This window comes from Nocardioides baculatus, from assembly GCF_016735675.1.
Classification (GTDB): Bacteria; Actinomycetota; Actinomycetes; order Propionibacteriales; family Nocardioidaceae; genus Nocardioides; species Nocardioides baculatus.
In genome coordinates this window covers 304,236-325,121 of sequence record NZ_JAERSG010000002.1, presented here as the reverse complement: position 1 = coordinate 325,121, position 20,886 = coordinate 304,236, and the positions used below count along the sequence as shown (strand labels likewise).

Annotated in this window: 19 protein-coding genes; 7 read left to right on the top strand and 12 right to left on the bottom strand. The window is 71.3% G+C overall.

Translation table 11 applies throughout. The features are described from left to right. Positions 1 to 124: 124 nt before the first annotated feature. Entirely contained in the window at positions 125 to 1,069 is a 945-nt protein-coding gene (locus JI751_RS07290; RefSeq protein WP_201935152.1) for a TauD/TfdA dioxygenase family protein, read from the top strand. Positions 1,070 to 1,160: 91 nt separating this feature from the next. Here JI751_RS07290 and JI751_RS07285 read toward each other — a convergent pair whose 3' ends face one another. The 4 genes from JI751_RS07285 to ptsP all read right to left on the bottom strand — a co-directional run bounded on the left by JI751_RS07285 (position 1,161) and on the right by ptsP (position 6,896). Continuing rightward, a complete protein-coding gene (locus JI751_RS07285) occupies positions 1,161 to 1,595 on the bottom strand; it encodes a PTS mannitol transporter subunit IIA (RefSeq protein ID WP_201935151.1) in 435 nt (144 codons plus the stop codon). Positions 1,596 to 1,750: 155 nt separating this feature from the next. Further along, entirely contained in the window at positions 1,751 to 3,292 is a 1,542-nt protein-coding gene (locus tag JI751_RS07280; protein WP_201935150.1) for a PTS mannitol transporter subunit IIBC, read from the bottom strand. A 136-nt stretch (positions 3,293 to 3,428) separates the two neighbouring features. Further along, on the bottom strand, positions 3,429 to 5,165 hold the full coding sequence (locus tag JI751_RS07275) for a zinc-binding dehydrogenase (RefSeq protein ID WP_201935149.1): 1,737 nt from the start codon (positions 5,163 to 5,165) through the stop codon (positions 3,429 to 3,431). A 42-nt stretch (positions 5,166 to 5,207) separates the two neighbouring features. After that, complete coding sequence (gene ptsP / locus JI751_RS07270; RefSeq protein WP_201935147.1) at positions 5,208 to 6,896, bottom strand: phosphoenolpyruvate--protein phosphotransferase; 1,689 nt, start codon at positions 6,894 to 6,896, stop codon at positions 5,208 to 5,210. Positions 6,897 to 6,991: 95 nt separating this feature from the next. On the opposite strand from ptsP, the gene JI751_RS07265 reads away from it, so the two are divergent. The 4 genes from JI751_RS07265 to JI751_RS07250 are packed head-to-tail and all read left to right on the top strand — an operon-like array spanning position 6,992 to position 11,049. After that, entirely contained in the window at positions 6,992 to 7,759 is a 768-nt protein-coding gene (locus tag JI751_RS07265; RefSeq protein ID WP_201935146.1) for a DeoR/GlpR family DNA-binding transcription regulator, read from the top strand. After that, complete coding sequence (locus JI751_RS07260) at positions 7,756 to 8,709, top strand: 1-phosphofructokinase family hexose kinase (protein WP_201935145.1); 954 nt, start codon at positions 7,756 to 7,758, stop codon at positions 8,707 to 8,709. Before JI751_RS07265 ends, JI751_RS07260 begins: the two co-directional genes overlap by 4 nt. Next, on the top strand, positions 8,706 to 10,754 hold the full coding sequence (locus JI751_RS07255; RefSeq protein ID WP_201935144.1) for a PTS fructose transporter subunit IIABC: 2,049 nt from the start codon (positions 8,706 to 8,708) through the stop codon (positions 10,752 to 10,754). Before JI751_RS07260 ends, JI751_RS07255 begins: the two co-directional genes overlap by 4 nt. A 52-nt stretch (positions 10,755 to 10,806) precedes the next feature. Continuing rightward, complete coding sequence (locus tag JI751_RS07250; RefSeq protein WP_056602465.1) at positions 10,807 to 11,049, top strand: HPr family phosphocarrier protein; 243 nt, start codon at positions 10,807 to 10,809, stop codon at positions 11,047 to 11,049. Positions 11,050 to 11,229: 180 nt separating this feature from the next. Here JI751_RS07250 and JI751_RS07245 read toward each other — a convergent pair whose 3' ends face one another. From JI751_RS07245 to rimP, 8 genes are all read right to left on the bottom strand, one after another. Continuing rightward, entirely contained in the window at positions 11,230 to 12,210 is a 981-nt protein-coding gene (locus JI751_RS07245) for a hypothetical protein (protein WP_201935143.1), read from the bottom strand. Further along, positions 12,207 to 13,142: a bifunctional riboflavin kinase/FAD synthetase gene (locus JI751_RS07240; protein WP_201935142.1), complete on the bottom strand. Its 936-nt coding sequence runs from the start codon at positions 13,140 to 13,142 to the stop codon at positions 12,207 to 12,209. Before JI751_RS07240 ends, JI751_RS07245 begins: the two co-directional genes overlap by 4 nt. Positions 13,143 to 13,206: 64 nt before the next feature. Beyond that, entirely contained in the window at positions 13,207 to 14,064 is an 858-nt protein-coding gene (truB, locus tag JI751_RS07235; RefSeq protein ID WP_201935141.1) for a tRNA pseudouridine(55) synthase TruB, read from the bottom strand. Continuing rightward, positions 14,064 to 14,585 carry a 30S ribosome-binding factor RbfA gene (rbfA, locus tag JI751_RS07230; protein ID WP_201935140.1) on the bottom strand — a complete coding sequence of 174 codons (522 nt, stop codon included), beginning with the start codon at positions 14,583 to 14,585 and terminating at the stop codon, positions 14,064 to 14,066. The genes truB and rbfA overlap by 1 nt, the downstream gene beginning before the upstream one ends. Positions 14,586 to 14,715: 130 nt before the next feature. Then, entirely contained in the window at positions 14,716 to 17,487 is a 2,772-nt protein-coding gene (gene infB / locus JI751_RS07225; RefSeq protein ID WP_201935138.1) for a translation initiation factor IF-2, read from the bottom strand. A 99-nt stretch (positions 17,488 to 17,586) separates the two neighbouring features. Then, positions 17,587 to 17,883 carry a YlxR family protein gene (locus tag JI751_RS21440; RefSeq protein WP_307814054.1) on the bottom strand — a complete coding sequence of 99 codons (297 nt, stop codon included), beginning with the start codon at positions 17,881 to 17,883 and terminating at the stop codon, positions 17,587 to 17,589. Positions 17,884 to 18,011: 128 nt separating this feature from the next. Next, positions 18,012 to 18,989 carry a transcription termination factor NusA gene (nusA, locus tag JI751_RS07215; protein ID WP_201935133.1) on the bottom strand — a complete coding sequence of 326 codons (978 nt, stop codon included), beginning with the start codon at positions 18,987 to 18,989 and terminating at the stop codon, positions 18,012 to 18,014. Beyond that, a complete protein-coding gene (gene rimP, locus JI751_RS07210) occupies positions 18,989 to 19,489 on the bottom strand; it encodes a ribosome maturation factor RimP (RefSeq protein WP_201935132.1) in 501 nt (166 codons plus the stop codon). Before rimP ends, nusA begins: the two co-directional genes overlap by 1 nt. 114 nt (positions 19,490 to 19,603) lie before the next feature. On the opposite strand from rimP, the gene JI751_RS07205 reads away from it, so the two are divergent. Next, complete coding sequence (locus JI751_RS07205) at positions 19,604 to 20,107, top strand: hypothetical protein (protein WP_201935131.1); 504 nt, start codon at positions 19,604 to 19,606, stop codon at positions 20,105 to 20,107. A 64-nt stretch (positions 20,108 to 20,171) separates the two neighbouring features. Next, positions 20,172 to 20,600: a DUF4439 domain-containing protein gene (locus tag JI751_RS07200; protein ID WP_201935130.1), complete on the top strand. Its 429-nt coding sequence runs from the start codon at positions 20,172 to 20,174 to the stop codon at positions 20,598 to 20,600. Positions 20,601 to 20,886: the final 286 nt, after the last annotated feature.

Below are 20,886 nucleotides of genomic sequence, written 5' to 3'. Positions count from 1 at the left end.
GTCGCAAGGCAGGGCCTCGCGGGAGGGCAGGTCGAACCCGGCACGTCGGACCTTGGTCCCACCACCCACGGCGCGTTCAATGTCTAGCGAATGAATAGACAATCGAGACCGAACAGGGGAACCCATGACGCTCCAGCTCGACCAGCACGCCCACACGTCCGCCGACCTCGAGGCGCACCGGCTCGGGGGGCGCATCGGCGCCCGCATCGACGGCGTACGGCTCTCCGGCGATCTCGACGACGCGGTGGTGGCCCAGGTCCGTGCCGCGATCCTCGCGCACAAGGTCGTCTTCTTCCGCGGACAGGACCACCTCGACGACGACGCGCACATCGCCTTCGCGGAGCGGCTCGGCACGCTCACCACCGCGCACCCGACCGTCAACACCGGCAGCGAGCGGGTCTGGACCCTCACCGCCAACAAGGGCATGGCCGCCAACAGCTGGCACACCGACGTCACGTTCGTCGACCGCGTGCCGGCGTTCAGCATCCTGCGCGGCGTGACCATCCCGCCCTACGGCGGCAACACCGTCTGGGCGAACACGGTGGACGCGTACGAGCGCCTGCCCGAGGCGCTCAAGGCCCTGGTGGACCGCCTCTGGGCCGTGCACACCAACGCCTACGACTACGCCGACCGTGACGAGAGCGAGCATCACGACGACGAGGTCGCGGTCCGCCGCCGGGCGCAGTTCCGGTCCACCCACTACGAGACGAAGCACCCGGTCGTCCGCGTGCATCCCGAGACCGGCGAGCGCTCGCTGCTGCTCGGGCACTTCGTCAAGGAGCTCGTCGGCTTCAACCAGCGCGAGTCGAGCACGCTCTTCAACCTGCTGCAGAACCGGGTGACGCGTCTCGAGAACACGATCCGATGGACGTGGCAGCAGGGCGACGTGGCGATCTGGGACAACCGGGCGACCCAGCACTACGCCGTCGCGGACTTCGGGGAGGAGCCGCGCGAGGTACGCCGGATCACCGTCTCCGGCGACGTCCCGGTGTCGGTCGACGGCCGGACCAGCGAGGTCGTCGTCGGCGACTCGTCCGACTACACGAACCTCGACGCACTGATCAGCTGACGCCCTGCTCAGCCGAAGCCCTGCGTGGACGCACAGGAGCCCCCGCCGGACAGCTGGCGGGGGCTCCTGCGTGCTCGTGGTGGCTGCGTGCTCAGGTGCTGACGTCACCGAGGACGGCGAGGACGTCGTCCGGGGTCTGTGCCGCGTCCAGCCTGGCGATGCTGTCGTCGTCGGTGAACGCACCGGCGAGCGCCTGCAGCACCGTGAGGTGGTCGTCGCCCGCACCGGCGATGCCGACGACGTACTTCGCCGGGCTGCCCTTCCAGTCGATGGGCTCGTCGTAGCGGACGAACGAGATGGCCGTCTGGCGGATCAGGGCCTTGGCCTCGTTGGTGCCGTGCGGGATCGCCAGGCCGTTGCCCATGAAGGTCGAGACCGAGGTCTCGCGCTCGTGCATGGCGTCGACGTACGCATCGTCGACGGCGCCGCTGGCGACCAGCAGACGGCCGGCCTCGGTGATGGCTGCGTCCCTGTCCCTGGCCTGACCGCCGAGGACGATGGACTCCCGGCTCAGTACGTCGCTCATCTGGTGCCTCTCTCTGTCACTGGTGGGGTCGGACTCATCAGACCACAGGGGTGGACGGGTCCGGCTGGCTCGAAGGTGTGGCTCGAAGGTGTGGAAAGACGGCGCCCGGCCCTCCGCACCGCGGAGGGCCGGGCTCAGGGGTGACTGGCCGACCTTCAGGAGGTGGACGAGTTGTTCTGCTCGACCAGCTCGACGATCTCGTCGTACCTCGGGCTGCCCATGAAGTTGTCGACCGAGACGTGCACGGCGGACGGGGTCTTCTCACGGGCACGGTCGGTGAGGTCCTGGTGGGTGACCACCAGGTCCACGTCGTCCGTCAGGTTGGAAATCGCCTTGTTGACCACGGTCACCTCGGGGTGACCGGCGGCCTGGATCTTCTTGCGGAGCACCGAGGCGCCCATCGCCGACGAACCCATCCCGGCGTCGCAGGCGAAGACGATGTTGCGGATCTCCTTGGTGGTGGCGGGGGCGGTGGCCGTGGCCGTGCCGCCGGCCACGAGCGACGAGGCGACGGACTGCTTGCCCTTCATGGCCTCCATCGACTGGGTGGCGTGGACCAGCTCGTCCTCGGCCTCCTCGGTCTTGTCGGTCTTGAGGATGATCGCCGCCACCGTGAAGCTGGCTGCCGCGCCGCCGATGATCGAGAGCGTGACGCCGACGTAGTCCATGACGGTGGAGTTGGTCTGGATGTAGACCGCGAACACCGACCCGGGTGCGGCCGGGGCACGGAGGCCCACGCCGAAGATCACGTTGATCAGGATCTGCGAGGCGCCACCGGCGATCATCGCGACGATCAGCTTGGGCTTCATCAGCACGTAGGGGAAGTAGACCTCGTGGATGCCGCCCAGGAAGTGGATGATCAGCGCGCCGGGAGCCGACGACTTGGCCATGCCCTTGCCGAAGAACATGTAGGCGAGCAGCAGGCCGGCGCCGGCGGCGGGGTTGGCCTCGAGCAGGAACAGGATCGACTTGCCGCTCTCCTGCACGTCCGCCGTGCCGAGTGGCGTCAGCACGCCCTGGTTGATGGCGTTGTTGAGGAACAGCACCTTCGCGGGCTCGATGAGGATCGAGGTCAGCGGGAGCAGGCCGGCGTCGGTGATGGCCTTCACGCCGTCGCCGAGGACGTTGGCCACCCACGTGAGGATCGGGCTCATCGCGAAGAACCCGAAGGTCGCCAGGACGAAGCCCCAGATGCCGGCGGAGAAGTTGTTGACCAGCATCTCGAAGCCGGGCTTGATCTTGCCGTCCCAGATGGCGTCGATGTGCTTCATCGACCAGCCGCCGAGCGGGCCCATAATCATCGCGCCCATGAACATCGGGATCGACGTGCCGGCGATGACACCCATGGTGGCGATGGCGCCGACCACGCCGCCGCGGGCGGTGTCGTTGTAGACCATCCGGCCGCCGGTGTAGGCGATGAGCAGCGGCAGCAGGTAGGTGATCATCTTGCCGACGAGGCCGCCGCCGGTGTCGGCGAAGTCGCCCCAGCCGCCGATCTCGGCGACCCAGCTGTCGGGCGCGAGGCTGCCCTTGCCGCCGAGGTTGAGCCAGCCGACCTCGATGAAGAGGGCGGTGATGAAACCCCAGGCGATGAAGGCGCCGATGTTGGGCATCACCATGTTGGAGAGGAACGTGCCGAACTTCTGTACGCGTACGCGCGCGCCGGAGCCGGACGCGGGGGGAGTAATGGTCGCCATGCTTGATGTCCTCCAGTTGAACGTGGGGTGACCCCCATCACATGATGAGGGGATCACACCACACGAACGGGGGTGTTGCCAAGCATCCGGGCATGATTTGTGCCCGAACTTGTGGTTTTGTGCCGACCACGTGGCGTCAGTCGCGCAGCTGGCTCTCGAAGAAGGCCTTCTCCGCCTCGTCGTTCCACGTGTCGCCGGGTCCGAGCAGCGCGGCGACGTCGGGCAGCCGCTCCTTCAGCTCGTCGAGCCCCGTCAGGGGGAGGTCGTGGATCTGCGGGAAGATCAGGACCTTGCCGGAGTAGCGCGCGTCGACCAGCGCCTGGAGCCCGTCCTTGGCCGCCGTCATGCCGCCGACCGCGCCCACGATGGAGCCCGGGGACAGCTCGCCGCTGGTGGCGAGGTCGACCACCTGCTGCTGGTCGTGGATGGTCAGGCCCGAGGTCCCGGTGTACTGCGCGTTGGCGAGGTAGACCGCGCTGAGGTTGAGCGGCGCCAGCGTGCCGTTGGGGACACCCGCGAAGAAGACCAGCATCCCGTCGGGGTTCATCACCGTGTCCGCCTCGGCCATCACCCCGGCGATGGGGACGCTGACGACGACGTCGTCGGCGCCCTTGCCGTCGGTGAGCCCCATGACGAAGTCGTGGAGGGACTCCTCCGACGTCTGGGAGTTGAAGGTGACCAGTCGGCAGCCGTTGCTCTCGGCGAGGTGGGCCAGGCGCTCCTCGAGGCTGGCGAGGCGCTCGTCGCTCACCTCCGTCGCGACGATCGTGGCCGGACCGTCGCTCTGCTGGATGGCCCGCTGGACGTGCATCAGGCCCATCGGTCCGCCGGCGCCGACGAACACCGTCGTACCGCGCTGACGCAGGTCGCAGCGGTTGCGCGCCTCGCCGTAGGAGTCGGCGATGTCCGGGCCGCGGCCACCGATGTAGGCGGTGTAGTCGTAGTGCAGGCGGCCCACGTCGGTGTCCACCAGGCCGTCGAGCTCGGTCTCCCCCACCATGTTGAGCGTGCCGCGCCGGGCGATGTGCGTGGCGACGGCACCCACCGTCACCGCGGAGCGCGGGTCGAGCATGACGATGTCGTCGAAGCCCGCGCCGTCGGTCAGCTCGTCCACGAGCGCCTGGTGGTCGTCGACGCCGAGCCCGTCGCGTACGACGACGGTGGCCGACGTGGCCTCCGCGAGCGCGGCCACCGACGCGGGCGCGTCGGTCAGCACGATCGTCGCGGGGGCGTCGAGTCCGGAAGAGAAGGTGTAGTCCCGCTCGTCACCGGGCCGACCGACGATCCACATCGTGCCCCCGGCCTTGGGCTCGAGGCGGCGACGCTGGGTGTAGGCGGCCATCACGCAGCCCCACGGCTCCAGCGTCGAGCCCTCGGCGTAGCCCATCGAGTCGGGCAGCGGCAGCAGGCAGGCCCCGTCGTCGGTCTCGAGCATCTCCGCGCCCATCAGGTGGTACTGGATCAGCCCGCCGGGGATGGTGTAGCCGTAGGCCGTGCTCGTGCCGTCCTGGTAGATGTCGGGCTGCACGGCGAGGCGCTGGCCGGCGTGGTAGCGGTCCTGCAGGTTCTCCCCGACCTCGATGACGGTGAGGCTCACCTCGTGCCCGAGCCGGGTCGGGTCCTTGGCCAGGTCGCGGTTGTAGAGCTTGGGGTGGCTGCCGCCCTGACGCATGATCTTCACGTCGGAGAAGCAGAGGCCGACGCTGTCGATGCGCACCAGCATGTGGTCGGCGTCGGGCCTGGGGATCGGCACCAGCTCGGGGGCGCTGTCCTTGCCGAAGTTGTCCTCCCCCGCTCCGTGCAGGAGCCAGGCCCAGGCCTGGTCCGGCACCTCGAGGTCGGCGGCGCGGTACTGGTCGTACGCAGATGTCATGGTTCCTCCGATGTGAAGCTGGACGGTCTGTCGGGGCGGACCTCAGTGACCGAGGACCTCGCGCACGGCGGCTCGGGCCGCCATCGGGTCGGGGGCGCCGAGCGCGGCCTCGGCGGCCGCCTCGCAGGTCTCCAGCGAGACCCGGCTGAGCTGGGCGCCGACGGGGCGTACGGCGCGCGCCGCCATCGAGAGCGACGTGATGCCCATGCCGATGAGCGCCGTCGCCAGGAGCGGGTCGGCCGCGGCCTCGCCACACACCCCGACGGGCTTGCCCGCCTCCGTGCCGGCGTGGGCGGTGATCGCGATCAGCTGGAGCACGGCCGGCTGCCACGGGTCGGTGAGGTGGGCGAGGTCGGTCGCCATGCGGTCGGCGGCCATGGCGTACTGGGTGAGGTCGTTGGTGCCGATCGAGAGGAAGTCGACGACCTCGAGCATCCGGTGCGCGAGCAGCGCGGCGCTGGGGATCTCGACCATGACGCCGGCCTTGAGCCCACGGGCACGGACCTTCTCGGAGAAGTCGGTGGCCTCGGCGACCGTCGCGACCATGGGCGCCATCACCCACGTCTCGGTGCCGGTGCGCTCGGCCGCGGCGGCGATGCCGTCGAGCTGGCGCTCCATCAGGCCGGGGTTGTCGAAGCTCAGCCGCAGTCCGCGCACGCCGAGCGCGGGGTTCTCCTCGCCCTCGTGGGTGGCGAAGGCGATCGGCTTGTCGGAGCCGGCGTCGAGGGTGCGGACGACGACGTAGCGCCCGTCGGCGTAGGGCGCGAGCACGGCGCTGTAGATGTCGGCCTGCTCCTCGACGCTCGGCTCCTCCTTGCGGTCGAGGAAGCAGAGCTCGGTGCGGAACAGGCCGACGCCCTGCACGGGCTCCACGCCCGCGGACTCGGCGGACGCGCCGTCGGCGACGTTGGCGAGCAGCTTGAGCGGCAGGCCGTCGAGCGTCGCCGCCGGGCCGGTCCAGCTGGCGAGCTCCTCGCGGAGGCGGCGGCTCTCCTCGACGCGCCCGCGGGCCTCGTCGGGATCGGCGCCGAGCTCGATCGCACCGGTCTCGCCATCGACGACGACGAAGGTGCCGGTGGCGAGGTCCATGATCCCGGCCGCGCCGACGACGCAGGGGATGCCGAGCTGTCGCGCGATGATCGCGGTGTGGCTGGTCGCGCCGCCGCGCTCGGTGACGAGGGCGGTCACCAGGGTCGGGTCGAGACCGGACGTGTCGCTGGGCGCGAGGTCCTCGGCGACCAGGATCGACGGCTCGCTCGGCGTCGGGACGCCGGGCGCCGGCTCCCCCACGAGGTGGGCCACGACGCGGCGCTCGATGTCGCGCAGGTCGGTGACGCGCTCGGCCATCAGGCCGCCCATGTTGGTGAAGATCGTGACGAACTGCTCCACCGCCCCCTGCACGGCGGCGACGGGGCCCTGCCCGGCCTGGAGGAGCTTGTTGACCGCTCCGCGCAGGCCCTTGTCGCGGGCGAGCCCGGCGCTGGCGGTGAGCACCTCGGCCGCCGCGCCCTGGGCGTTGGCCGCCTTGGCGGCGAACGTCTCCGCGACCGCGCCGACCGCGTCGTCGTACGCCGCCAGGGCCGCGTCGGCGTCGGCGAAGTCACCGTCGCCGAAGCGGGCGATCGCGTCGGGCGAGACCTCGCCGCGGACGTGGAGGACGGGGCCTGCTGCGACGCCCGGCACGACCGGGGTCCCGCTCAGGCTGGCTGAAGGTGCAGGCGATGTGGTCATGGACACACCGTAGAACAGCGCGTGGTTGACAGGCAACACATTCGGGACTAAAACAACACATACGCAGATCCGCACACTGCTCCGGAGGGAGGACCATGTACGCCGAGGAACGTCAGCAGGCGATGGCCCAGCTGATCAGTCGTCGCGGTCGGTTGTCAGTGGTCCAGTTGGCCGAGGAGTTCGAGGTCACGACCGAGACCGTGCGTCGTGACCTCTCCACCCTCGACCGGATGGGCGTGGTGCGTCGGGTGCACGGCGGCGCCGTGCCCGCCGGGTCCCTGACCGTCATCGAATCAGGGATCGTCGAGCGCGACCAGTCCAACACGCAGGCCAAGGAGGCCATCGCCAACGCGGCGGTCGCCCTCCTCCCGCCGCCCGACTCGGTCGTCGTCATCGACGCCGGCAGCACCACGGCGCGCTTCGCCGCCGCCCTCCCCCGCGACCATCGGCTCACGGTCATCACCCACGCGGTCCCGGTGGCGACCCGCCTCGCCGGCCTGCCCCAGATCCAGCTGCACCTGCTCCCCGGCCGGGTCCGGCCGACGACCCACGCCGCCGTCGGCGCCGAGACGGTCGCCGCGCTCGCCGAGCTGCGGGCCGACGTCGCGTTCGTCGCGACCAACGGCCTGACGGTCGGCCACGGCCTGACCACGCCCGACAGCGACGAGGCCGCCAGCAAGCGGGCGATCATCGCGTGCGCCCGACGCACGGTCGTGCTCGCCGACTCCACCAAGCTCGGCGTGGAGAACGCGGTGCGGTTCGCCACCCTCGACAGCATCGACGTGCTCGTCACCGACAGCGGCATCGACACCCAGGAGCGCCGCGCCCTGGAGCAGGCCGGAATCGAGGTGGTGGTCGCATGATCCTGACCCTGACGCCCAACCCGAGCATCGACCGGACGGTCGCGCTCGACGGCGAGCTGTCCCCCGGCCAGGTCCACCGCGTGGCGTCCGTGACGTCGCAGGGTGGCGGCAAGGGCGTGAACATCTCCCGCGCAGCCATCAGCGCCGGCATCCCCAGCATCGCCGTCGTACCGGCCGAGAAGGACGACCCGTTCGTCCTCGAGCTGCTGACCTCGGGCATCGACTGCCGCCCGGTGAAGCCGGCCGGCGACGTGCGCGTCAACCTGACGATCACCGAGCCCGACGGCACGACCACCAAGCTCAACTCCCCCGGCGCCGAGGTGCTCCCGATCCACCTCGAGCTGATGGCCCAGGCCGTTCTCGTCCGCGCGTCGGGCGCCGACTGGACGGTGCTGGCGGGCTCCCTGCCCGCCGGGGCGCCGGCGGAGTTCTACGCCGAGCTCGTACGACGCCTGCGCGAGGTGGGCGGCCGCGTGGCCGTCGACACCAGCGAGGCTCCCCTGCGCGCACTGGTCGACGCGCTGCCCGGATCGGCACCCGACCTGATGAAGCCCAACGGCGAGGAGCTGGCCTCCTTCACCGGCGGCGACGCCGACGAGCTCGAGTCCGACCCGGCAGCCACCGCCGCCGCCGCCCGCCAGCTCATCGAGCGCGGCGTCGGTGCCGTGCTCGCCACCCTGGGCGGCAACGGCGCCGTCCTGGTCACTCCCGAGGGCGCCTGGCATGCCACGCCACCGCCCACCACCGTCGTCAGCACCGTGGGTGCCGGCGACTCCTCCCTCTTCGGCTATCTGCTGGGCGACATCAGGGGTCTTGCGGCCCCGGACCGCCTGGCGTTGGCTGTTGCCTACGGCAGCGCCGCCGCAGGCCTGCCCGGCACCACCATCCCCCAGCCCTCGCAGCTCCGCACGGAGCTGGTGGGCGTCACCTCCCTCGGAGGAACAGCATGACCGACCTCATCACCACGGACCTGGTGCGCCTCGGCGCATCCTGGGGCCAGGACAAGCACGACGTGATCCGTGCGCTCGCCGGCGTCGTCGGCGACGCCGGGCGCGCGACCGACCGGGACCAGCTCGTCGAGGACGCGTTCGCCCGCGAGTCCACCTCCTCGACCGGCCTGCCGGGCGGCATCGCCATCCCACACTGCCGCACCGCGGGCGTCGAGACCCCGACCCTCGCCTTCGCCCGGCTCGACCCGCCGGTCGACTTCGGCGCCAAGGACGGCCCGGCCGACATCGCCTTCCTGATCGCCGCCCCCGCCGGCGGCGACGCCGACCACCTGACGATCCTGACCAAGCTCGCCCGCGCGCTGGTCAAGCCGGCCTTCACCGACGCCCTCCGCTCGGCCTCGTCGGCCGAGGAGGTCGTCGAGCTGATCAGCCACGAGCTCGGCGAGCCCGCTCCTGCCAAGCCGGTCCCGGCCTCCGGCGCACCGTCCGGTGCAGCCGCCCCCGCCCCCGCCCCCGCGGCTCCCGCCTCCGGCACCAAGGCGTCGCTCGTCGCGGTGACCGCCTGCCCGACCGGCATCGCGCACACCTACATGGCGGCCGAGGCCCTCGAGGCCGCCGCCGAGCGCGCCGGTGTCGACCTCCAGGTCGAGACCCAGGGCTCCGCCGGCTCCACTCCCCTCGCCCCGGGCACGATCGCCGCCGCGGGCGCGGTCATCTTCGCGGTCGACGTCGGCGTGCGCGACCGCGCGCGCTTCGCGGGCAAGCCCATGGTCAGCTCGGGCGTGAAGCGGCCCATCGACGACGCCGACGCGATGATCGCCGAGGCGCTGCGCTACGCCGCCGACCCGTCGAGCGCCCCCAAGGTCGAGGGCACGGCCAGCGAGGCCGGCGACACCTCGACCGCGCAGCAGTCCGTCGGTGCGACCGTCCGCCGGGTCCTCATGACCGGCGTGTCCTACATGATCCCGTTCGTCGCCGCCGGCGGCCTGCTGATCGCCCTCGGCTTCCTGTTCGGTGGCTACGAGATCGTCAACGACGGCCAGTCGATCGCGGTCGACAACACGCTGTTCAACCTCCCCGACGTCGACGCGCTCGGCCTCGACCACGCGCTGTTCGGCAGCTCGTTCTTCGCCTACATCGGCGCCTTGATGTTCACCCTGGGGGCCGCGGCCTTCGGGTTCCTGGTCCCGGCGCTGGCCGGCTACATCGCCTACGCCGTCGCGGACCGTCCCGGCATCGCACCCGGGTTCGTGATGGGGGCGATCGCCGGCACGCTGAACTCGGGCTTCCTCGGCGGCATCGTCGGCGGCGTGCTCGCCGGTGTCGTCGCGCTCTGGATCACCCGCTGGAAGGTCCCGACGTGGATGCGCGGACTGATGCCCGTGCTCGTCATCCCGCTGCTCGCCACGCTCATCTCGGGCTTCGTGATGGTCGTCCTGCTCGGCAAGCCGCTCGGCGCGCTGATGACCAACCTGGCCGACGGCCTCAACAGCCTCCAGGGCGGCTCGGCCATCCTGCTCGGCATCATCCTCGGCCTGATGATGGCCTTCGACATGGGCGGCCCGCTCAACAAGACGGCCTACGCCTTCGCCACCGCCGGTCTCGGCGCTGCCGCCACGGCGACCGACGCCCCCGAGCTCAAGGTGATGGCCGCCGTCATGCTCTCCGGCATGGTCCCGCCGCTGGCGCTGGCCCTGGCGACCGTCGTACGCCCCGGTCTCTTCACGGTGCCCGAGCGCGAGAACGGCAAGGCCGCCTGGGCCATGGGCGCCTCGTTCATCACCGAGGGTGCCATCCCGTTCGCTGCCGCCGACCCACTGCGCGTCATCCCCTCGATCATGGCCGGCAGTGCGGTGACGGGTGCGCTCTCGATGGGCCTCGACGTCGGGCTGCGCGCGCCGCACGGCGGGATCTTCGTGCTCTTCGCCGTCGACAACAAGCTCTGGTTCGTCGTCGCGCTGCTCGCCGGCGTGCTCGTCGCCGCGGCGCTGGTGATCGTGCTCAAGAGCATCGGCCGCACCGACAACGACCTCGCTACTGTCTGACCACGTCGCCCACCTCGACCACCCACCAGCCGTCCAACCCACGAGGAGAACCATGCCCAGCAAGTCCGTCGTCGTCGGCTCCGCCGTCGGCCTGCACGCCCGTCCCGCCGCGATCATCGCCGAGAAGGCCGGCGAGCTCGGCTCCGACGTCACCATCAACGGTGTCGACGCGAGCTCCTCGCTGATGATCATGACCCTCGGCGCCGGCAACGGCGACACCGTGGAGGTGGCCGGCGACGACCAGGCCGCCGTCGACGCGATCGCCGCACTGGTCGAGCAGGACCTCGACGCCTGACCGCACTCCCTGATGGGCGGTGGTCCAGCCACATTCCGTACGCCGGAGACGTGGGTGGGTCACCGCCCATCGGCGTGTCCGCGCCCGACACGCTCGAGAGCGGTGGTGCAACCACATTCCGAGTGCCGCGACCGTGGGTGGACCACCGGCCGCGGGTGCGACCGGACGGCAGGGCGTACGTCAGTCGCGGTCGCGGGTCGCCAGGTAGACCGCGCGCATCCCGACGGCGCGCTCGAGCTGCCGCTCGACGACGGAGAAGAACTGTCGGCGGTAGGTGTCGTCGGTGACGGCGGACACCGTGAAGTAGAAGCCGCTGAAGGACGCGAGGAACAGCGACACCTTCATCAGCGAGACCGACACGTTGGAGAGGTACGGCGCCGCGTCGAGCGTCTCCAGCTGGGTCCAGGCCAGCTGCGTCTTCGCCTCCATCACCAGCGAGCCGAAGAGCATGAAGAACACGAACACCGTCGCCGACAGCAGCACGACCTGCACCGTCTGGATGACCAGCAGGACGAGGATCAGGTTCCAGCGCTCGAACCCGTCGACCTGCGCGTGGTCCTGCGGGTCGATGGACGGGTCGTCAGCCACCTCGTGACTGGCCTGCTCCAGCGGCGTGCTGGCGCACGCGCGGACGACGAACGCGTCGTCGACCTCGTCGTCGACCCGGTCGACCTCCTCGGGCAGGCGCGTCATCAGGAACAGGACGGCCAGCCCGAGCATCAGCAGCACGGTGAACCACAGCGTGCCGAAGCGGAGGTTGCTCGTCATCTGCCACGCCTCGGCGTTCACGAAGAGGAACGTCACGAAGACCAGCAGCAGCGGGAGCGCGCGCGACGCCATCGGCACGAGGTAGCGAAGGCTGCCGAGGGTGCGCGACAGCGCGAAGCCGAGGATCGGCCGGGCGTGCAGCGCGGTCGCGGCATACCAGAGCAGGCCGAGGAACATGATCGTGATCCAGACGGCCGGGCCGGCCGTGTAGGTCTTGGTCGCCCAGCCCAGGAGCGCTCCGGCCCCGGCCGCGACGAGGACGAGCAGGACGACGAGCGGCACCAGCCGGCGCGCCCGGAGCCCGGCGCGGGCCGCGTCCCGCTCCTCGGCGACGAAGTAGGGCAGGCCGTGGGCCAGGAACCACTCCTCGACCGGCGTGTGCCGGGTGGTCACGCCAGGATCTCGCGCGCGCGGCGTACGTCGTCGTGCATGGTCTCGATCAGCGCCTCCATGCCCTCGAACTTCACCATCCCGCGCAGCCGCTCGACGAACTCGACCAGGACGTCGACGCCGTAGAGCTCGAGGTCGTCGCGGTCGAGGACGTAGGACTCGACGCGCCGCTCGCGCTCGCCGTCGAAGGTCGGGTTGGTGCCGACGGAGATCGCCGCGGGATAGCGCACCCCCGTGTCGAGCCGGGTCAGCCAGCCGGCGTAGACCCCGTCGGCGGGGGCGGCGTCGACGGGCGGGATCGGGACGTTGGCGGTCGGGTAGCCCATCTCGCGCCCGCGCTTGTCGCCCTCGACGACCGTGCCGCGGACGGTGAACGCCCGGCCGAGCGCCTCGGACGCGCCGGCGACGTCGCCGGTGGCCAGGCACTGCCGGACGTAGGTCGAGCTCCACACCTGCGGACCACCGTCGAGGGGCACGCCGACCGTGTCGAAGCCGCGGGTGGCACCGGCCTCGACCAGGGTGGCGACCTCACCGGCGGCCTTGGCCCCGAAGCGGAAGTTGGCGCCGACGACGACCGCAGCCGCGTGGAGCGTGTCGACGAGCACCCGGTCGATGAACTCCTCCGGCGACCAGCTCGCGACGGACCGGTCGAAGCCGACGACGAGGATCGCGTCGACGCCGGCGGACTCGAGCAGCCGGGCGCGGGTCTCGATCGAGGTCAGCGTGGGCGGTGCGTGGTCGGGTCGCAGCACCGCCATCGGGTGCGGGTCGAAGGTCACCGCCACCACGGTGTCGATGCCGTCACGGTCCGCGGTCGCGCGTGCCTCACGCAGCACGTGGGCGTGCCCGAGGTGGACGCCGTCGAAGTTGCCGATGCTGACCACGGTGCGGCCGAGGTCGGCCGGCACGTCGTCGACTCCACGCCAGATCTGCACGGGCAAAAGCCTACTGGCGCGTCCGGCCGCAGCGACCCGCTCCCCCTCGTGGCGCGGCGCCGGGTCAGACGAAGACCGCGACGGGCTTCGCGCGCGAGCCGCTCTGCTCGTAGAGCGCGAGGAACTCGCCGTCCGGCGCGAAGACCGCGTGCGGTCCGGCGGCGGGGAGCTCGAGGTCGAGGGGCCGCCCGAACCGCACGTGCGAGGCCTGCTCGTCGGTGAGCTCGAGCACCGGGAAGCTCGCCCGGGCAGCTACGGCGATCGGCAGCACGGCGAAGTCGTCGGCGAGCTGGTCGAGCGTGCGGGCGACCGGGAGGTCGAAGGACCCGACGGCCGTACGACGCAGCGCCGTCAGGTGCCCGCCCACGCCGAGTGCGGCGCCGAGGTCGCGGGCGATCGCACGGATGTAGGTGCCCGACGAGCAGCGCACCGAGATCCGCACCTCGGGCAGGGTCACGTCGTGGACCACGAGCTCGTGGATCGTGACGGGACGGGCCCGGAGCTCGACCTGCTCGCCGGCCCGCACGCGGGCGTAGGCCCGCTGCCCGTCCACCTTGATCGCGGACACCGCGGTCGGCACCTGCTCGATGTCGCCGACGAACCGCGCCAGCTCGGTGCGTACGTCCTCCTCGCGGACGCCGCTCGCGTCGTGGGTCGAGACGACCTCACCCTCGGCGTCGTCGGTGGTCGTCGCGACGCCGAGCCGCACCGTGGCGTCGTACGCCTTCTCGGTGAGCATGAGGTGCCCGAGCAGCCGCGTGGCGCGGTCGACGCCGAGGACCAGCACGCCGGTCGCCATCGGGTCGAGCGTGCCGGCGTGGCCGACCTTGCGCGTGCCGGCGAGCCGGCGCACCCGGGCGACGACGTCGTGCGAGGTCATGCCCGGGGACTTGTCGACCACGACCAGTCCGGGGTCGACCATCAGGAGCGGTCGTCCTCGTCGTGCTCGTCGTCCAGCTCGTCGTCCAGCTCGTCGTCGAACGAGAGGTCGGACCCGTCGTCCAGGGCGTCCTCGTCCTCGTCCTCGATCACGCGGGGCTTCTTGTAGGGGTCGGCCTCGCCGGCGTAGGCCTCCACGCGACGGGCGGCGACCTCCTCGTCCTGCAGGCGCGCCCGCTCGAGAACCTCGTCGAGGGCGCGGGCGCTCTCGGGGAGGGCGTCGGGGATGAAGGTCAGCGTCGGCACGATGCGCATGCCGAGCTGCTTGGCGACCTCGGAGCGGATGACGCCCTTGGCCGACTCGAGCGCCGCGGCCGTGCTGGCGAGCTCGTCCTCGGTGCCGAGCACCGTGTAGAAGATCGACGCCTGCTGGGAGTCGCCGGTGACGCGTACGTCGGTCACGGTGACGAAGCCGAGCCGCGGGTCCTTGATCCGGCGCTCGAGCATCTCGGCGACGATCACCTGGATCCGGTCGGCGATCTTGCGCACGCGGGGGTTGCTCATGGTGCTCACTCTCTCAACCGAGTCGGCTCATCTGCTCGACTCGAACGTACCGAGTCGGCGCATCTGTCCGCATGGTGCGTACAGACGCGCCGACTCGACGCTGTTTCTCGGCACTTTCGCGCCGACTCGATCAGGTGCGGGCGATCTCGCGCATCTCGAAGGACTCGACGATGTCGCCGATCTTGATGTCCTGGAAGTTACGGAGCACCAGACCGCACTCGAAGCCCTCGCGGACCTCGGAGGCGTCGTCCTTCTCGCGGCGGAGCGAGGACAGGTCGAGGTTGTCCGCCACCACGGCGCCGTCGCGCAGGACGCGCACCTTGGCGTTGCGGCGGATGAGGCCCGACGTGACCATGCAGCCCGCGATGTTGCCGGCCTTGGACGAGCGGAAGATCTCGCGGATCTCCGCCTGCCCGAGGGTCGACTCCTCGTAGATCGGCTTGAGCATGCCCTTGAGCGCTGCCTCGATCTCCTCGATCGCCTGGTAGATGACCGAGTAGTAGCGGATCTCGACACCTTCCTTGTCGGCCATCTGGCTCGCCTTGCCCTGCGGGCGGACGTTGAAGCCGATGATGATGGCGTCGGAGGCAGCGGCGAGGTCGACGTTGGTCTCGGTGATCGCACCGACACCGCGGTCGATGACGCGCAGCGACACCTCGTCGCCGACGTCGATCTGCGACAGCGCGTCCTCGAGGGCCTCGACCGAACCGGACACGTCGCCCTTGAGGATGAGGTTGAGCTCCTGGCTCTCGCCCTTCTCCATGGAGGCCATGAAGTCCTCGAGGCTGCGACGGACGCGGCGCTTGGCCTGCATGGCCGCACGCTCGCGCGCCTCGCGCTTCTCGGCGATCTGACGGGCCATGCGGTCGTCCTCGACCACGATGAAGTTCTGGCCCGCACCGGGGACGGCGCTCAGGCCCAGCACCATCGCCGGACGCGACGGGTCTGCCTCGGTGATCTCGTTGCCGTGCTCGTCGAGCATGGCGCGGACACGACCGTGGGCCGGACCGGCGACGATCGAGTCGCCGACGCGGAGGGTTCCGCGCTGGACCAGCACCGTGGCGACCGGACCGCGACCGCGGTCGAGGTGCGCCTCGACCACGAGGCCCTGGGCGTCCTGCGTCGGGTTGGCCCGCAGGTCGAGCGACGCGTCGGCGGTGAGCACGACGGCCTCGAGCAGCTTGTCGAGGTTGAGCCCGGCCTTGGCCGAGACGTCGACGAACATCGCGTCGCCGCCGTACTCCTCGGGGATCAGGCCGTACTCGGTCAGCTGGCCGCGCACCTTGGTGGAGTCGGCTTCCGGCTTGTCGATCTTGTTGACCGCGACCACGATCGGTACGCCGGCGGCCTTGGCGTGGTTGAGCGCCTCGACCGTCTGCGGCATGACACCGTCGTCGGCCGCCACCACGAGGATCGCGATGTCGGTCGCCTGGGCACCACGGGCACGCATGGCGGTGAACGCCTCGTGACCGGGGGTGTCGATGAGGGTGATGCGACGGTCGGTGCCGTCGACCTCGGTGTGGACCTGGTAGGCACCGATGTGCTGGGTGATGCCACCGGCCTCCTTGTCGACCACGTTGGCGTCACGCAGCGCGTCGAGGAGCTTGGTCTTTCCGTGGTCGACGTGACCCATGACGGTCACGACCGGCGGGCGGACGACCAGGTCGGCCTCCTCGCCCTCGTCGGCGCCGAACTCGAGGTCGAACGTCTCGAGCAGCTCGCGGTCCTCGTCCTCGGGGGACACGATGACCACGACGTAGTTGAGCTCCTCGGCGAGCAGCTCGAACGTCTCGTCACCGACCGACTGGGTCGAGGTCACCATCTCGCCGAGCGAGAACAGCATCTGCACGAGGGCAGCCGCGTCGACGTTGATGCGCTCGGCGAAGTCGGTCAGCGAGGCACCACGCGGGAGACGTACGGTCTCTCCGTTGCCCTTGCGGACGCGCACGCCACCGATCGTCGGGGCCTCCATGGCCTCGAACTCCATGCGACGCGCACGCTTGGACTTCCGTCCTCGACGCGACGGGCCACCGGCGCGACCGAACGCACCCTGGGTCTGGCCACGCTGGCCGGGGCGACCGCCACCGGGACGACCGCCACCCGAGGGGCCGAAGCCACCGGGACGACCGGGAGCGCCACCGGGGCCACCACCGGGAGCACCGGCACGGCCCGGAGCGCCGCGACCGGGAGCACCCGGACGACCGGGGCCGCCGGGGCCGCCACCGGGACCACCGCGGGCGGGACGCCCACCGGGACCGTTGCCGAAGGCAGCCGGGGACTTGGGCATCATCGCCGGGTTGGGGCGAGGCATGCCGGGACGGCCCTCGCCGCCGGCCGGCGGGCGCGGCGGACGGGTGTCGTCGCTGCTCGGGGTCCGCGGGGCGGGACGCGAGCCCATGCCCTGGCTGGGCGCGAACGGGTTGTTGCCGGGGCGCGGAGCGCCGGGGCGACCGACCGGACGCGGAGCCGGGGACGGCGCCTTCGCCGCGGGTGCGGCAGGGGCCTCGGGCTCGGCCGACGGGGCCTCGGGCTCGTCGACCGGCGCCTGCGGACCGGGCTTGGGACCGGGCTTGGCGGCGGGAGCAGGCTCCTCGGCCGCGGGCACCTCGGCGGGGGCCTCGGGCTCTGCGGCGACGGCAGGCTTGGGGCCGGGCTTGGGGCCGGGCTTGGCGGATGCGGGCTTGGCGGCAGCCTTCTCGGCCGGCGCCTCGGCGGCGGGAGCGGAGGCCGCAGCGGCCTTCAGCTCGTCGCCGTACTGCTTCTTGAAGCGCATCTCGACGGGGGGCTCGACGGTCGACGAAGCCGACTTGACGAACTCACCCATCTCCTTGAGCTTCTCGAGAACGAACTTGCTCTCGACTCCGAACTCCTTGGCGAGTTCGTGGACTCGGGTCTTGGCCACGGTGCGTTACTTCTCCTTGTGATCCGTGACCCCACAAGGAGAGGGGAAACGGAACAGCTAGTGGGTGAACAGACTCATTACGAGTTACTCATCGAGTGCTCATGAGCTGCGTGCTCCAGTTTCTGGTCGGTGCTGATCTGATGTGGTGGTGGCGAGCGCGGCGTGGAGGTGTTCTGCCAGCAGGGTGTCGGTGAGCAGGACGCCCGAGCGGAGGGCCCGGGAGAATGCTCGGCGACGCACTGCGAGCTCCCAGCACTCGGTCGTGGGGTGCAGGTGCGCCCCGCGGCCGGGTGCCCGGTGGTCCGGATCGGGCACCAGGGCTGGTCGGCCCTCGGCGTCCGAGCCTGCGACCACCCGCAGCAGCTCGCTCGCAGCGGCCCTGGCCCGGCATCCCACGCAGGTCCGGACAGGTCCGGGCGCAGGGGTGTCAGACGTGGTGGCCACTGTCCCCCACTCTACTGCGTGGGGCCACCGACTGACGAACCGGGCGGCTCCTGAGCGGTCACACCAGCCCCACCGGTCACTCAGTCGTCGGCCGGTGCCTCGTCCGAGCGGATGTCGATGCGCCAGCCGGTCAGCCGGGCGGCCAGGCGGGCGTTCTGCCCCTCCTTGCCGATCGCGAGCGAGAGCTGGAAGTCGGGCACGACGACCCGGGCCGAGCGCGCGGCCAGGTCGACGATCTCCACCGAGGTGACCCGCGCCGGCGACAGGGCGTGGGCGACCAGCTCGGCCGGGTCCTCCGCCCAGTCGACGATGTCGATCTTCTCGCCGTGCAGCTCGCTCATCACGTTGCGCACCCGCTGGCCCATCGGGCCGATGCAGGCGCCCTTGGCGTTGACGCCCGGGACGGTGGAGTGGACCGCGATCTTCGTGCGGTGGCCGGCCTCGCGGGCGATGCCGGCGATCTCGACGGTGCCGTCGGCGATCTCGGGCACCTCGAGCGCGAAGAGCTTCTTGACGAGCGTCGGGTGAGAGCGCGACAGGGTGATCTGCGGTCCGCGCATGCCCTTGCGGACCGAGGTGACCAGGCACTTGATCCGCTCGCCGTGGACGTAGCTCTCCCCGGGCACGCGCTCGCTGATCGGCAGGATCGCCTCCAGCTTGCCGAGGTCGACCATCACGTCGTCGGGGTTGCGACCCTGCTGGATCACGCCCGAGATGATGTCGCCCTCCTTGCCGGAGAACTCGCCGAACCGGATCTCGTCCTCGGCGTCGCGCAGCCGCTGCAGCATCACCTGCTTGGCGGTCGTCGCCGCGATCCGGCCGAAGCCGGCGGGAGTGTCGTCGTACTCCGGCCCGGCGGTGCCCTCCTCGTCGACCTCGCGCGCCCACACGGTGACGTGCCCGCTCTGGCGGTCGAGCTCGACGCGCGCGGGGTGCTGGGACTCGGTGGCGCGCTGGTAGGCGGTGAGGAGGGCCTGCTCGATGGCCTCGGCAAGCACCTCGAAGGAGATCTCCTTCTCGCGCTCCAGCATCCGCAGGATGCTCAGGTCGATGTCCATCAGTCGTCCTCGCTCGTGTCGCTCGTGTCGGTCTTGCGGTTGAACTCGATCTGCACCAACGCCTTGGCGACGTCGGCGAAGGCCACCTCGCGGCGCTCGCCGTCGACGTCGAGCGTCGCGGCGGTGTCGTCGGAGGCGACGATCCGGCCGGTCAGGTCGCTGCCGTCGGCGAGCGTGGCCCTGACCAGGCGGTCCTCGTTGCGGCGCCAGTGGCGCGGCAGGGTGAGCGGACGGTCCACGCCCCGCGAGGTGACCTCGAGGGTGTAGGGCATCTCGCCCATCACGTCGGAGTCGTCGAGCACCCGCGAGACCTCCCGGGTGGCGTCGGCGACGTCGTCGAGGGTCACTCCCCCGTCCTTGTCGACGGCGACACGCAGCACGCGACGCTTGCCGGCCGGGGTGACCTCGACGGCCTCGACGTCGAAGCCCAGCTCCTTCAAGGGGTCGACCAGCTCTGCTTCGATGCGGTCCCGGGTGGCGTCCTGGCGGGCGGTGCTCATGGGGCTGCGACCTCCTGTGAAGTTGTAGAGGGGACACGATAGCGGCCGGGACCGTACGCCGGTCACTCGCCGCCGACTGGTCCGGTCCGGCCGGACGTCGCCTAGGGTTCGGGGGTGCCCGGACGCCCGCTCTCACGTCGTACGACGCTGGGCTCGGCGCTCGCCGCACCGATGGTCCTCGCCGCCTGCGACATCGATCCGCCGCCCCGGGCCGAGGGCACGTCGGCCCCGACACCCGAGCCGCCCGAGGACTCCGCACTGGTCGCATCGGTCGTGGCCGCACTCGTGCGCGCCCGCGGCGTGCTGGACGCGGCGGTGACGGCTGCGCCCGACCTGGCCGCCCGCCTCGACCCCGTCCTCGTCGCGCACGCCGCCCACCTCGACCTGCTCGTCGGGGCCGTGCCGGAGTCCGAGGTCCCGACTGCCGAGCCGCCCTCGCTCCCGTCGCGCGTGCCCGCCGTGCTCACCGCCGTCCGGCGCTCCGAGCAGCGCCTGCTGCGCGAGGTGCGCACCGGGTGCCTCGACGCGCGCAGCGGCGACCTCGCGCGGGTCCTCGCGAGCGTCGCGGCCTCGACGTCGCAGCACGCCGCCGCCCTCGCGGACGGGGCCGCACCATGAGGACCACCCCACGACGTCCTTCTCCTCCGCTTCGCTCCCCCGAACAACGCCGAGGGGACACGCGATGACGGTCCTGGACGCCCTGCAGGACACCCTCGGTGACGAGCACGCGGCGCTCTACACCTACGGCGTGCTCGGCGCGCGGACCTCGCAGGCGGCGACGCCGGCGCTCTACGACGCACTCACCACGGGCTACCGACGCCACCGCGCGCGCCGCGACCGGCTGCGCGTGCTGGTCGAGGAGGCCGGAGGTGTGCCGGTGGCCGCCGCAGCGGCGTACGAGCTCGACGGGCCGCTGCTGCGGGTGGCCCAGGTGCAGGCCGAGGCGGTCGCGACCGAGGAGTCCAGCGTCGAGGTGCTGCTCGCGCTCGTCGCCCAGTCGGTCGGTGCCGTGCGCGAGTGGGCGCTGGCCGAGGCGATCTGGTCGGCCACCTGGCAGCTCGAGCTGGGCGGTGGACCGCGCACCTGGCCGGGAGCGCCCGAGCTCGACTGAGCTCGACCCAGCTCGACCCAGCTCGACCCAGCTCGACCCAGCTCGACTCAGCTCGACTCAACTCGACTCAGCCGGTCCGGCACACACAGAAACGGCCCGCGGCCTCAGCCCTTGGGAAAGTCCCGAGATCTCTCCCAAGGGCCGAGGACGCGGACCGCTTGATGGGGTTGGTCAGCATCACCCTGTGCGAGCTCCTCCTGTGGGGGTGGTGGAGCCGCATGCACAATCATGCATTCGATCCAGCAGATGCGAAAGCGCATCCGACTTGCATGTTCCTGCAACGCAC

Coding starts and splice junctions, on each gene's coding strand:
- JI751_RS07290 (WP_201935152.1), top strand. CDS start 125: ATGACGCTCCAGCTCGACCAGCACGCCCACACGTCCGCCGACCTCGAG.
- JI751_RS07285 (WP_201935151.1), bottom strand. CDS start 1,595: ATGAGCGACGTACTGAGCCGGGAGTCCATCGTCCTCGGCGGTCAGGCC.
- JI751_RS07280 (WP_201935150.1), bottom strand. CDS start 3,292: ATGGCGACCATTACTCCCCCCGCGTCCGGCTCCGGCGCGCGCGTACGC.
- JI751_RS07275 (WP_201935149.1), bottom strand. CDS start 5,165: ATGACATCTGCGTACGACCAGTACCGCGCCGCCGACCTCGAGGTGCCG.
- ptsP (WP_201935147.1), bottom strand. CDS start 6,896: ATGACCACATCGCCTGCACCTTCAGCCAGCCTGAGCGGGACCCCGGTC.
- JI751_RS07265 (WP_201935146.1), top strand. CDS start 6,992: ATGTACGCCGAGGAACGTCAGCAGGCGATGGCCCAGCTGATCAGTCGT.
- JI751_RS07260 (WP_201935145.1), top strand. CDS start 7,756: ATGATCCTGACCCTGACGCCCAACCCGAGCATCGACCGGACGGTCGCG.
- JI751_RS07255 (WP_201935144.1), top strand. CDS start 8,706: ATGACCGACCTCATCACCACGGACCTGGTGCGCCTCGGCGCATCCTGG.
- JI751_RS07250 (WP_056602465.1), top strand. CDS start 10,807: ATGCCCAGCAAGTCCGTCGTCGTCGGCTCCGCCGTCGGCCTGCACGCC.
- truB (WP_201935141.1), bottom strand. CDS start 14,064: ATGGTCGACCCCGGACTGGTCGTGGTCGACAAGTCCCCGGGCATGACC.
- rbfA (WP_201935140.1), bottom strand. CDS start 14,585: ATGAGCAACCCCCGCGTGCGCAAGATCGCCGACCGGATCCAGGTGATC.
- nusA (WP_201935133.1), bottom strand. CDS start 18,989: ATGGACATCGACCTGAGCATCCTGCGGATGCTGGAGCGCGAGAAGGAG.
- rimP (WP_201935132.1), bottom strand. CDS start 19,489: ATGAGCACCGCCCGCCAGGACGCCACCCGGGACCGCATCGAAGCAGAG.
- JI751_RS07200 (WP_201935130.1), top strand. CDS start 20,172: ATGACGGTCCTGGACGCCCTGCAGGACACCCTCGGTGACGAGCACGCG.